General features: G+C 59.1%; 11 protein-coding genes. 5 read left to right on the forward strand and 6 right to left on the reverse strand.

The window, feature by feature from the left end:
- Positions 1-6 precede the first annotated feature (6 nt).
- On the reverse strand, positions 7-627 hold the full coding sequence (purN, locus tag BGIM_RS0125520; RefSeq protein ID WP_020472538.1) for a phosphoribosylglycinamide formyltransferase: 621 nt from the start codon (positions 625-627) through the stop codon (positions 7-9).
- Entirely contained in the window at positions 624-1,757 is a 1,134-nt protein-coding gene (locus BGIM_RS0125525; RefSeq protein WP_020472539.1) for an Ldh family oxidoreductase, read from the reverse strand. Before BGIM_RS0125525 ends, purN begins: the two co-directional genes overlap by 4 nt.
- On the opposite strand from BGIM_RS0125525, the gene BGIM_RS0125530 reads away from it, so the two are divergent.
- The 3 genes from BGIM_RS0125530 to ftsH all read left to right on the forward strand — a co-directional run bounded on the left by BGIM_RS0125530 (position 1,756) and on the right by ftsH (position 5,704).
- Entirely contained in the window at positions 1,756-2,760 is a 1,005-nt protein-coding gene (locus BGIM_RS0125530; protein ID WP_020472540.1) for an aldose 1-epimerase, read from the forward strand. The two genes, BGIM_RS0125525 and BGIM_RS0125530, sit on opposite strands and share 2 nt — an antisense overlap.
- A 27-nt stretch (positions 2,761-2,787) precedes the next feature.
- Entirely contained in the window at positions 2,788-3,675 is an 888-nt protein-coding gene (locus tag BGIM_RS0125535) for an RpnC/YadD family protein (RefSeq protein WP_020472541.1), read from the forward strand.
- A gap of 70 nt (positions 3,676-3,745) precedes the next feature.
- Positions 3,746-5,704, forward strand: coding sequence for an ATP-dependent zinc metalloprotease FtsH (ftsH, locus tag BGIM_RS0125540; protein WP_020472542.1), 1,959 nt, complete (start codon positions 3,746-3,748; stop codon positions 5,702-5,704).
- 260 nt (positions 5,705-5,964) lie between these two features.
- Here ftsH and BGIM_RS0125545 read toward each other — a convergent pair whose 3' ends face one another.
- Positions 5,965-7,338, reverse strand: coding sequence for a hypothetical protein (locus tag BGIM_RS0125545; RefSeq protein ID WP_020472543.1), 1,374 nt, complete (start codon positions 7,336-7,338; stop codon positions 5,965-5,967).
- Between the two features lie 134 nt (positions 7,339-7,472).
- Entirely contained in the window at positions 7,473-8,264 is a 792-nt protein-coding gene (locus BGIM_RS52365; protein WP_157369422.1) for a WecB/TagA/CpsF family glycosyltransferase, read from the reverse strand.
- A gap of 272 nt (positions 8,265-8,536) precedes the next feature.
- On the opposite strand from BGIM_RS52365, the gene BGIM_RS0125555 reads away from it, so the two are divergent.
- Both BGIM_RS0125555 and BGIM_RS0125560 read left to right on the forward strand, forming a co-directional pair.
- Complete coding sequence (locus BGIM_RS0125555; protein WP_020472546.1) at positions 8,537-8,767, forward strand: hypothetical protein; 231 nt, start codon at positions 8,537-8,539, stop codon at positions 8,765-8,767.
- A 59-nt stretch (positions 8,768-8,826) separates the two neighbouring features.
- The gene (locus BGIM_RS0125560) at positions 8,827-10,107 is read left to right on the forward strand and encodes a hypothetical protein (RefSeq protein ID WP_020472547.1); all 1,281 of its coding nucleotides are present in this window, start codon (positions 8,827-8,829) and stop codon (positions 10,105-10,107) included.
- Between the two features lie 17 nt (positions 10,108-10,124).
- On the opposite strand, the gene BGIM_RS52370 is transcribed toward BGIM_RS0125560, so the two are convergent.
- Entirely contained in the window at positions 10,125-10,571 is a 447-nt protein-coding gene (locus BGIM_RS52370) for a hypothetical protein (protein ID WP_157369423.1), read from the reverse strand.
- 29 nt (positions 10,572-10,600) lie between these two features.
- Positions 10,601-11,566, reverse strand: a complete 966-nt coding sequence (locus tag BGIM_RS0125570) for a DUF1559 domain-containing protein (protein ID WP_052640002.1) — start codon at positions 11,564-11,566, stop codon at positions 10,601-10,603.
- Between the last annotated feature and the right edge of the window lie 501 nt (positions 11,567-12,067).

The following is a 12,067-nucleotide window of genomic DNA, read 5'->3' on the forward strand; positions in this document are numbered from 1 at the left end:
TCTCAATCACCCGCCTGTCCACCTCACCAACCGGCCGACCACTTCCATTTTCCCTGCGGCGAAGGCCGCGATGGCCTTGGGATACGCCTCGCATTCGGCCACGAAGACGCGGTCGGCGACGATCTCCGGCGTGTCGGTCGGGAACACCGTCACCACGCTTTGGGAGATGATCGGGCCGTGGTCGAATTCGTTGTCCGCGAAGTGGACGGTGCAGCCGGTGACTTTGGCCCCGAATTTCGTCACCGCCTCATGGACGTGATGGCCGTACATTCCCTTGCCGCCGAAAGCCGGGAGAAGCGAGGGATGGATGTTCATCACCTTGTGCGTGAAGTCCTCGGGGATGCGGAGCAATTGCAGATAACCGGCGAGGACTGCCAGTTTCGCCCCGGCCTGTCGGCAGATGTCGAAATTTGCCCGGCCGAACTCTTCGGCGTTTGCAAATCCCTTCCGTTCGATCACCGTCGCCGGGATACCGGCTTTCTTCGCCCGTTCGATGCCATAAGCATCTTTCCGACTGGAAATCACATGGACAATGTCGATGTCAAGTGTCTTCGCGGCGATCTTGTCCAACAGGTTTTGCAACGTGGTTCCGCCACCGCTCAACAGCACGACCACCGGGAAACTCATGCCGCACCGCCTGTTGATTCTTGGGGAAGGGGCACGTTCAGTTCGGTCGCCAGTTTGACGAGCGGGTTCCAGGTGCCATCAGGGATCGGGATGCCATTCGCCCGGCGGGCGGCCTTGCTGCGGCGTTCCGGGTCGCCGGGCAACGTGATCTCGTTGACGCCGGGGGCCAGCGGCGTGTTCCGCACGAATTCGGAAAGACCGCCGACGGTTTGCAGGAAGTTTTCCGAACCGCCGAAGAGGGCCGTGTTCCACAACACAAAGACAACGCAATTGGCCATCCCCGGCATCGGACGATCCGGCCGGGAGCAATCACCGCCGGAAAGGCCCCCGGCCAAAGCATCAAGCATCAGACCGAGGCCGAAACCCTTGTAGGTTTGTTCGCCACCAAACGGGAGAATCGTGCCGGGCGGGTCGCCGTACAAATCGGCCGGGTTGGTGGTCGGTTCCCCCTTCGAGTTCTGAATCCACCCGGCGGGGACGGTTCCACCCTTCTGATGAGCGACGCGAACCTTCCCCTCCGCGCAAACACTCGTGCTGAAATCCAACACGAGCGGAGCAGCCGGCGTCGGCGAGCCAAAGCAAATCGGGTTGGTGCTGATGCGCCCCTGCACCCCGCCGGGGGGAGCCACGCGACGACCGGAGCCATGCGAGTTCACCGTGGCGAACAATGCACACCCTTTGGCTGCCGCCCACTCGGCGTATTCCCCCAGCCGGCCGATGTGACCGGTGCGCCGCAAGGTGCCGCTGGCGACTCCAAGTGTCCGGGCCTTTTCCCAAAGCTTTTCCAGCACCGTGAACGCCTGTACCTGTCCCAATCCCCATTGGCCATCCACGGAGAGCATCGCCGGGGTCTCGGTCACCACCGCGAATTTGGAATCCTTGGTGAGTTTCCCGTCTTTGAGGAAGCCGACGTATTGCGTCACGCGAATCACCCCGTGGGAATCGTGCCCGCACAGGTTGGAATCGACGAGCGACCGGCTCACGATGGCCGCGTGTTCGGCGGGAACACCGGCCGCCACGAAGACGCTCGCGGCGAATTGTTCCAATGCTTCGGGAGAGAATGTCGGCACGTCAGGTCCCTCGGGATACAATTTCGGGAGTTTGATCCGCCCGCTAACTGGGTTCGCCATGTTGTATCACATCGACACGGAAGAGCGGAGCGCCGGGGGCGTCTCCGGCACGGTCTACCAGCTTTCCCACGCCGGAAACGACTCCTCCATTGAGGTCTGGCCGGCCCACGGCTTCAACTGCCTGCGATGGAAACATCGCGGACAAGAGTTGCTGTACGTCGCCCCCGATTGGGAAACCAACCCCGTTCCCACGCGAAGCGGCATTCCCATCTTGTACCCGTTTCCCAACCGCATCCGGGACGGCCAATTCACCCACGATGGCCGAACATTCCAATTGCCGAAGAACGATTCCACGAAGGCCAACGCCATCCACGGCTTCGCCCCGCGAAATGGCTGGACCATCAGCGGGTACGGCACCGACACCCAAGGGGCTTGGCTGCATGGGAATTTTCGCATCGCCGTGAACGCCCCGGAATCGGTCGGCCAATGGCCGGGAGATGCCGAACTCAATGTCATTTGCCGGTTCACCGGGCACGCCATTCGCATGACATTCCAAGTGACAAACAAAGGAGAGACGAGTTTTCCCTTCGGCATCGGGCTGCATCCCTATTTTCAAATCCCCGGAGCCGAAACCATCAACGACGCCGAGTTGCACGCCCCGGCCCGGAGCATCTGGCCGCTGAAGGACAGCCTGCCAAGCGGGCCGCGCCAGCCCGTGCCGGATGAATTGAACTGGCAACGCCCGAGACGAATCGCGAGCACGAATCTCGACACGGTATACGGCAATCTCGGCGTGATTCGTTCCAAGCCGGAAGGCCTGTTGTTGCGGGCCGAGTTGAAATTGCCAGAGGCCGGGGAGCAACTGGAAGTGTGGACGACGGAGAACTTCCGCGAAAGCGTGCTGTTCACCCCGGTTCACCGCAAGGCCCTGTGCATCGAACCATATACTTGCGTGACGGATGCCGCCAACCTCCAAACCAAGGGTGAAGACACCGGTTGGGTGGTGTTGCCCCCCGGCGGCGACTGGACCGGGATTGTGGAATTTGTTTGGGGCCAAGTGTAAGCAGAAACGAACACGGCAAGGAAAGTCATGGCGAAACCGTTCGACGCGACGCTAAATTCGATGATCGACTTGCAGCCCGAAGGATGGGCGGCTTGTTTCGCGCGATTGGCCGGGATACCGCCCGGCCCGAGCGTCCCTGTGGACACGGATTTGGCCACCACGCTGACGGCCGACAAGGTTTTTCGCATCAACGGCCTGCGTCCATCGCTGTTGCATCTCGAATTGCAGGCCGGTTCCCGGCTTGGTATTCCGGCCGAGTTGATGCGTTATAATACCTTGATCTCCCATCAGCATCAGTTGCCGGTTGAAACCGTGCTGATCCTCCTGCGGCCCAAGGCGGTCGCCAGCGACATGACCGGGGTGTATCGCCAACACGGAGCTAGTGGGAATCTGATCCACGAGTTTCACCACCACGTGGTGCGAGTTTGGGAACTGCCGGTGAGTTTCTGGCTGGACGCCGGGATCGGCCTCGCCCCGCTAGCCATGCTGACGGACGAAGCCGGGGCCGATCTGGAAACCGCCCTCACCCGTCTCCAGAACAGTCTGCGGGAACAAGGGGCCGATGAGAAAACGGCCAAATCTTTGTTGGGATCGTCGTATGTGCTGTGCGGACTGCGTTACGACCAAGACCGGATTGCGTCCATGTACCGGAGAATCAGCATGTTGATGGAAGATTCAACTACCTACCAAGAAATCCTCGGGAAAGGGCTGACGCAAGGCTTTAGCCAGGGCCGGACAGTCGGGTTGCGGGAAGCGCAGCACCATCTGCTCTTGAGATTGGGTACGAAGCGTTTTGGCTCGCCCAATCAAACAACCTTGGCAGCGTTGGAGGCGGTCACCGACTCGGATCGGCTTGAACGATTGGCAGATCGTCTCTTGGAGGCCGTCAGTTGGGATGATCTCATTGGGGAGTGATTGACCCGCCTTCGGGCGTGGCTTACCGTTTGGAACCGGCCGTCGTTTAAAGGACACACAGTCAAGATTCATGGAAAAGAAGCGCCCACCCCTGTTTCGATACACCCGGCGATACGGGATTGTCGCGGCCGTCCTCATTGTGCTGGTGTTCAACCTGCTCTACGTGCGGGAGCCGCATCGGCATGCCGTCCCTTATGGTGAACTCAAACGGCTGATCCAATTGCCAGGCGTTGAGGTGAAGTCCCTCAAAGTCGGCCCGCATGAAATCCAGTCAGAAATTGTTTTCAACGACCGCACGCTGGCCGTGAAGGGTTTGGACGAACTGCCCGAGGGGGTTGCCCATCTGCGCACCAACCGGCAGGGCGTCGAACAAGACACCACGTTCTTCCCGCTGCTGAACCAGTTTGTGCCGCATTTCGAGGCTGAGCCGGAGAAATCACCGGTGGCGGTCGCTGTCAGTTGGGTATACGCCACGGTGATGTTCGGAGTGGCGGCGCTCGCCCTCGTGTTCCTCGTGCGCTGGTACACGAACAATGGAGCGGGTGGCCTCGGCTTCGGCCGCGGCCGACACCGGTTGTATGAGGTCACTGACAAAACCGCGACCTTCAAGGATGTCGCCGGGATCGACGAAGCCAAGGCTGAGCTTCAGGAAGTGGTGGACTTCCTGCAAAACCCGCAGCGGTACACCAAGTTCGGCGGGCGCATTCCCAAGGGCGTGCTGCTGGTCGGCCCGCCGGGAACTGGGAAGACATTGCTCGCCAAGTCTGTCGCCGGGGAGGCGGGGGTGCCGTTCCTCAACATGTCCGGCAGTGACTTCGTGGAAATGTTCGTCGGCGTCGGAGCGTCGCGAGTACGGGATCTCTTCCGCGAAGCGACGGCCAAGGCTCCGTGCATTATCTTCATCGATGAACTTGATGCGATGGGCCGCAGCCGGTCCGGGCAGGGGTTTGGCAGCCATGAGGAACGCGAGCAAACGCTGAATCAACTGCTTGTGGAGATGGACGGGTTCGACTCCAACGCCGGCGTGATCTTGATGGCGGCGACGAATCGGCCCGAGGTCTTGGATGCCGCGTTGCTGCGCCCCGGCCGCTTTGACCGCACCGTCGTCGTGGACCGGCCGGACATGGACGGCCGCGAAGCCATCATGCGGGTTCACCTGACCAAAGTGAAAGAACTCGGCCACATCGACCTGAAGAAGATCGCCCGCCTCACCCCTGGTTGCGTCGGGGCCGATCTGGCCAACATCGTCAACGAAGCAGTACTGTTGGCCGCCCGGCGGGACGCCGACCGGGTGGATATGCGGGATTTCGTGGAAGCCATCGAACGCGGCGCCGTGGGCTTGGAGCGGAAGAGCCGGATCATGCGGCCGGAGGAAAAGACCCGCATCGCCGTCCACGAAGCGGGGCACGCCTTGGTGGCCTGCGCGGTCGAGCACAGCGACCCGGTTCACAAAGTCTCCATCATCCCTCGCGGCCTGGCCGGCGGCTATGTGCTGCAACGTCCCGATTCCGACCGTCTGCTCATGACCCGCCTTGAGTTGGAGGCACGCATCAAAGTGGCCTTGGGGGGAACGATCGCCGAGGAAGTGTGTCTGCACGAAATTTCCACAGGGGCGACCAGCGACCTGAATCTGGCGAACAACCTCGCCGCCCAGATGGTGCGGGAATACGGCATGAGCCGACTTGGCCGTATTTACCTGGGCGAAGCCGGATCGGCCTTCCTGCCGAACGGCGCCCCCGGCGAAGGCGCGCGAGCATGTAGCGAGCAAACTGCGCGTGAGATCGACTTGGAAATCCGGGCGATTATCTCGGCCTGTTTGTTTGAAGTGCGCACAGTGCTGGAGAAAGGAAAACTCTCCTTGGAGGCCGTGGCCAAACGCCTGATCGACAAAGAAGTGCTGGAGGACCGCGAACTCCTGGAACTGCTGGAAGACAACGACTTCGCCATCAGCCCCGCCGCAAGGGAAAGCCTGTCACAACACCGCAGACTCGAAGAAACAGGCGATATGATCAAACGGCTGGGGGGCTGAGAAAAGCAGGAGGACAGCAAGGAAAGACATTAACCACAAAGACACAAAGTTTCACAAAAAAACAACAACCCGGATCAACAACGACAAGCAAAGAAAGAAGAACACCGGGCGAATTCCGCTGACGGATTCCCTCGCATTGTTCAAGGGATCACCAGGTGAGCCTTGAGGGGGCGGGCACTAGAAAAGTCGATGCCCCGGCCCATGTTGGCATCAAAGCATAAATCTTGCCTGCCTCCGGATGGCAGGCGCCGGACCAATCCTCACTTTTTGGGCTTCTCAAGAACCTTGAAGCTTTCAAAAAACTTTTTTGTTTCGACTTTGCCGACCGAATCTTTGTCTGCCATCGTGTAGATCATCCAAAGGGTGTCATCCGTCGCGGCGAATATTTTCTGATGCACAATGAAAATCAGGCCATTGTTCGCCTTCTGTTCAAACTGAAGTTCCAATCCGGTCATTCCGTCTTCTGTGATGTCACGGATCACTGTCTCTTTTGGCCGGCCCAATTTCGACAGTTTTAACACCTCTTTGGAGTCGCCCAACACTTTGTCGGCGAGAACCGTCTTGCCCACGGTGTAAGCCACCCGCCCGTCGTCTGTTTTCACCGACCATCGAGTCTCGGCCCCAAAAGTACCGTCTTTCTTCAACTCCTTTTCCGGACGACTGGGAAATTTCGCCTGAAAACTCTTTTCCTCCGGGCTGAACTCGACCCACTTCTTGTCCCGGCTCAGCCATTCAACTTTGGGAATCTTCCCGTATTCCGCCACATTCTTCTCCGCAGAGATTGTCGTGACACCCTCCACGCGCGTCGCCATCTCAATTTTGACCTTGGCTCCGGCCACTGTCCCGTCCGCATTGCCCGTCAATCCCCCGCTCCCTTTTTCTTCGCAAGCAGTCGAACTGCCATCAATGGCCACGGTCACCATGTTCGTAAAGTGGCTGGCGAGCGGCGGTGACAGAACGACCCCCTCCATTTCAACGCACAACAAATTCCCTTTGATTTCAAAGACGCCGTTGAGTGTCGCGCCCTTCCGGGCGGTCGACACAAGTTTGGCGGTGAGTTTGGCCTTGGTCAGGTCCAGTTTGATCTTTGACTCCGCCGCCTCCTCTGCGAGCGGTTTGGGATCAAGGTCACGTGCCTGGCCAACGCGGAATGCGAGGCCGTTCAGTTGGCTCATGACAATCGTCGATGATCCCGGCTGCCCGGCCCGCCGTAGGAGTTTGTCGATGTCCTTTGCGGTCAGGTCGCCCGTGCCGGAGATGCCGACGCGGAATTGGCCGTCCTTCTTCTCATACAGGAGGTGACGCTTCTGAAACCCGGCCGTTACGACTTTGTCTTCATCGGTTTCCCATGCCACCGAGTAATACCGCAAATACTTGACGGGCGTGCCATCCTTGTCTGCTTCCAAAACCGTGAACCGCGACACATCCTCAGCCGGCCCCGGTTTCGAGGAGATAACACTGCCGTCCGGAAGAATGAATTTGGCCGAACCGGACTCGGTTTTCTTGGTTTGGCGCTCAACCGTCATCCCCGGTGACGGATACAGTTTGATCTTGATGACATGCTCCTCGTCCGCGGCAACCGCCGGGAGGGCGGTCGCCAGCGCCAAGAGGAAACCAACGAAAAACGAACGCATGGGAAACTCACTTTCGAGGGCTGAATGGATTCATTTTGCTTATTCGCCTCAAAAAATCCGGCCATTGACAAAAAGACTCCGGGTGTCCAAAAAACCGACTCGTGCAAACAACCCGGCAACACCGGTGGAAGATTTCATTTTTGCCGCAGGTTCTCATGCTTTTCTCTTCTTTCCTTTCGGAACCGGCTTGCGAACACTGCTTTCAACAAAAACACGATGTTCGACCAATATCGGCCCGCGAGGCGGCGGGGTTCTTGGGCCATGCGGTAGATCCATTCTGTGCCGGTTTTTTGCATCCACTTGGGGGAGCGTCTCACCTTGCCGGCGACGAAATCCAGCGTGGCGCCGACTTGGACCATCACGGGAACGCCGAGCTTTTCCAGATGGTCGACCATCCAAAATTCCCCCTTCGGCTGGCCAAAGGCGAGGAACAGCAAATCTGGCTTCGCGGCCCGGATACGGTCTTCCTGTTCCTGCTTCTCGGCATCCGTCAGCGCCCGGAAGGGGGGGCATTCCACGCCGACGATCTGGATGCCGGGATATCGGCTCCGGAGGTTTTCGGCCGCCTTGTCCGCAATGCCCGGTGCGGCGCCGAGGAGAAACAAACGGTGGCCGTGTTTGGTCGCCCGTTCGCAGAGACCATAAATGAGGTCGGAACCCGCCACCCGTTCCGGCAACCGGCGTTTGCCCAAGCGGGACCACCAGACGAGGGGCATGCCGTCGGCCACGATGAACGCGGCCTGTTCGTTGATGGACTGCAACCTCGGGTTGTCATCGCTGACCATCGCATAATTCAAGTTGGCCGTGATGAAGAAACTCGGCTTCCCGGCCGCGATCAACTCGCCCACGCGGTCAAGCGTTTGCTCGTAGGTGTAGGGGGCCAAAGGCAGGCCCCAAACGCGGATCGGCTTCTCGGCATCGGTCATGTTGTTCCCCGCAAATTTCACCCCGGAAATCTTACAAGAACACGAAACCAGCGAGCGAAAGCCGGGTGCAAAACGGAGACCGTCTTGAAATGCCGGCGGGTCGGAACCAATAGATAAGGAGTCCGGCAACGGGTGGAAATAGCGGTTGTGCCGTCCGCGCCAACCGTGGCTGAAAATCATGCCCAAACCGCCGGGCTTCGCACTTGGGAAGCTCTTTCCTCGCGGGCGATAATACAGGTGCGAGAATATCGAATGGTCGGGAGGGCGGGACGATGAAAAAATGGCTGTTCCTTGCCATGATCTTCGGGTCAATTGGCTGTCAGAACATCACCGGCCCATTCAAGGCCAAGGAAAAAGACCGGACACGCGCGACCGATCCGTTGATGAATCCCGACTTGGACGAGCAACAAAAATATGGCCGGTCCCGGTATTCCTATCCCGAGGATGACCGCTACATCGGCCCCCCCGGATACTCCAGCCGGCCGACGCCGAGCGGCCGGTGAGTTGATGTGACAACCCGTTCGCCCTGAAACTCCCGGCCAGTCGCCGGGTATTTCTGTTTATGCGAATTGGCATCTCCCCCGAACCGCCGCCTCTGCCCCGGAGATTTCCGGACAACCTGCCGCCGTTGCCCGAGGCCAATTTTCCCGAACCGCCTCCCCTGCCCGTCTTTGTTCTGGCTCCGCCTGTTGAACCGCCCCCCCTGCCCGTCTGGGAAACGTCCGAACCAAAGAAACCCTTCGGTTTCTTTGACTTGATTCGTGTCTGTTTCTCGGCCGTCAACTGGCTGTTCGGCCTCGCCTCCCTGATGGTGTTTCTCGCGGTGCTGGCGGCCATTCCCGTGTTCCAATTCCTGAGCCTCGGCTACATGCTGGAAGCGGCCGCCCGCGTGGCCAAGTCCGGCCGGTTGCGGGATGGTTTCATCGGCATCCGGTTGGTCGGCCGACTTGGCGGCATCGTGGCCGCCAGTTGGTTGCTGGTTCTCCCCATCCGCCTGACGGCCGATTTCGCCCGCACGGCCGAGATCATCAACCCGGACGGCCAAAATGCCGCCACGTGGCGGTTCGGCGTGTATCTCCTCGCCGCCGTCACGGCCTTCCACATCAGCATGGCCGTCGCCCGTGGCGGCAAACTGCGATACTTCCTCTGGCCGTTCAACTTCGTGAATGTCCTGCTGCGGGTGATTCGCGGCGGGGCCTATGCCGAGGCCCGCGATGCAACATGGGATTTGGTGATGTCCCTCCGGCTGCCCTATTACTTCTGGATCGGCTTCCGGGGCTTTATCGGCGCGTTGATGTGGCTGGCGATTCCGGTGAGCCTGCTGGCCCTCGGCCACGCCAAATTCGGGGCGGCCCCGTTGGTCGGCTTCCTGGGCGGGATGATGCTGGCCCTTGTGCTGATTTACCTGCCACTGCTGCAACTTCGCATCGCCACCGAAAAACGCTTCTCGGCCGTGTTCGAGTGGTGCGCCGTCCGGCGTACTTTTGCCCGCGCCCCTTGGGCGATCAGCTTTGCCTTCGTGATCTCGCTGGCCTTTGCGTTGCCGCTTTATCTGTTAAAGATTGAAGTGGTGCCGAGCGAAGCCGAATGGCTCCCCGCCCTTGTGTTCATGGTGTTCATCTTCCCGGCCCGCCTGCTGATGGGCTGGGCCGTCGGCCGGGCGGGCAAACGCCAACGCCCCCGGCACTGGTTCTTCCGCATCACCGGAAAACTGCCGCTGTTGCCCGCCGCCGGGTTCTATGTGCTGATCGTCTTCTTCAGCCAATACACAAGCTGGAACGGCGTGCTGAGCCTTTACGAACAACACGCCTTCTTATTGCCGGTGCCGTTCTTTGGGATGTGACTCCCATCGGCCGATGCTCACTTGTTCTTCGGCTTGGCCTTCAGAAACACCTCGAAATTCACATCGTTGTTCTCTCCCGGCTTGATCTCGGCATCAATCGCATCGGGAACACTGCCAACGGCCGGATAGGTGATGACCTCGTCAACCATCGTGCCGGGGGGAGCGGGCGGGCCGGTCGGAATCTGCCGGCCGGTTTTCAGAACCCCGCGAATGACCACTTTCTTCCGGCCCGGCGTCATCTGACTGGCCGCGGGAACCTCATAGTGGCCATCTTTGATGCCGGTTCCCACCGAGGGACCATTCCCATCGGCGGATTCAAAGCTAATCGAACCATCGGCCACGGGAGTGCCGTCCAAACTGACTTTCCCGCGAACCGTGGCCCCGTTGGAACCACAACCGGCAATGATGGCTATTAATCCAAACATCCCCAGCCGGACCATCTGCAAACGATATCCGCCAAGCACAATCAAACTCCTTGGATCGAAGACGGGAATCAAAAATTAGTCGGGATAATTTCGCCGGCCGCCTGTTGGATTGTTCCCAAGGCCCGCCACGTCGCCACATTCATCGTCGATTTCATGAAGCGAACACTGCCATCGCAAAACACCGTGTTGACCCCGCCCGTGTGGCGGCTGCGGCTCGTCATGATGATGTTGCGGGTGGACCAATCCGGGAACACCCCGGTGCAAGGATTCGCGGGCGACGACACACAGAGGCTTCGGACAGCGTCGGGGGTCATGTCGTTGGGCGAATAATTGTGCATGTAGAGCGGCCCCTCGACATAGTGCAACACGGATCGCAGGTCGTTTCCGGTTGACCGAAGTATTTCACTGGACAAAGCGGTGTTGCTGGCGCCGTCGGTGACGGCCGCAAAGCCCCATTGGGAATTCATCCCCACCGGGCCGGGGGAGGTGATCGAATTCGTCGCGGACGGGTTCGTGTGGATCATCACAAAAGGCCCGATGCCAAAGTTCGCCGCGTAGTTTCCCCTCGCATAAGCGCCCAAAGACAAATCAAGAGCGGTGGGGTCCGAGGGACATATCAGAGTCGGAATGACCGTCTTGCCGACCGTGGTGTTGGTTGTGGAGTCGGGAAGCGCTCCCATGTTGGAGTTGAACACAACCAACTTGTACAGGTTATCCTGCTCCAAATACGGCAGAATGAGCGTGATCCAAGTGAACTCATTGCTGGTGGCGTTGAAGCCGCCGGAAAAATAGTTCCCCGCGTAGAGGTAGCCGGGAGTGAAGTAGCCGTTGTCGTTGTGGTAGTTGTGGAACGCCAGCCCAACCTGCTTGAGATTGTTCGAGCATTTCATGCGGTTGGCGGCCTCGCGGATTTTCTGCACGGCTGGCAGCAGCAATCCGATGAGGATGGCGATGATCGCAATCACCACCAGTAATTCAATGAGCGTAAACCCGCCCCGCGTTGGGGTGACGGAAAATGTCTTGGGTCGTGACACGGAATTCCCTTTGCCAAAAATGAATGAAAGCAGGATTCAGGCTTGCTGGAATCGGGAGAGAATTGCAGGCTGGTGAAAGGTAGCTTAACCGGGACGAATGCGTCAATGCAAGCACAATTGCGTGCAACTTGATTACAAATTTGTTCTGATTGTGGGCAATGTGTTTCCGGGCGAATGCGAGTGCCTTTCGAGAGCCGGGCCGGAAAGTGTCACGGCCGTTTTGGAAGGTGAGTCATTGAATCGAATCGGCGGCCTTCACGGCCCCATACTCCTCCAATTTAGTGATGAACCAATGTCCGTTTAGTTCGCAACCCCTAGTTGTCGTGTCAAGAGGATGAGCATGAATCCTGATGATCTCCACACGAATGCCGACCAAAGTTCTGGCAAGGCGTTCTTGCAAAGAAAGGTGGCCCCTGTCCATTCCTCGTTTGAGGTCCGGGAACCACTTTAACGTATTTATACCTCACGCGGCGAGAAATGAGGCTTCGTCGAAGGATTGAA

This window comes from Zavarzinella formosa DSM 19928 (genome assembly GCF_000255705.1).
GTDB classification, from domain to species: domain Bacteria; phylum Planctomycetota; class Planctomycetia; order Gemmatales; family Gemmataceae; genus Zavarzinella; species Zavarzinella formosa.

Excerpts from the sequence above, each read along its gene's own strand:
- BGIM_RS0125560 (WP_020472547.1), top strand. The coding sequence starts at position 8,827 with ATGCGAATTGGCATCTCCCCCGAACCGCCGCCTCTGCCCCGGAGATTT.
- BGIM_RS0125530 (WP_020472540.1), top strand. The coding sequence starts at position 1,756 with ATGTTGTATCACATCGACACGGAAGAGCGGAGCGCCGGGGGCGTCTCC.
- BGIM_RS0125555 (WP_020472546.1), top strand. The coding sequence starts at position 8,537 with ATGAAAAAATGGCTGTTCCTTGCCATGATCTTCGGGTCAATTGGCTGT.
- BGIM_RS0125525 (WP_020472539.1), bottom strand. The coding sequence starts at position 1,757 with ATGGCGAACCCAGTTAGCGGGCGGATCAAACTCCCGAAATTGTATCCC.
- ftsH (WP_020472542.1), top strand. The coding sequence starts at position 3,746 with ATGGAAAAGAAGCGCCCACCCCTGTTTCGATACACCCGGCGATACGGG.
- BGIM_RS0125535 (WP_020472541.1), top strand. The coding sequence starts at position 2,788 with ATGGCGAAACCGTTCGACGCGACGCTAAATTCGATGATCGACTTGCAG.
- BGIM_RS52365 (WP_157369422.1), bottom strand. The coding sequence starts at position 8,264 with ATGACCGATGCCGAGAAGCCGATCCGCGTTTGGGGCCTGCCTTTGGCC.
- purN (WP_020472538.1), bottom strand. The coding sequence starts at position 627 with ATGAGTTTCCCGGTGGTCGTGCTGTTGAGCGGTGGCGGAACCACGTTG.
- BGIM_RS0125545 (WP_020472543.1), bottom strand. The coding sequence starts at position 7,338 with ATGCGTTCGTTTTTCGTTGGTTTCCTCTTGGCGCTGGCGACCGCCCTC.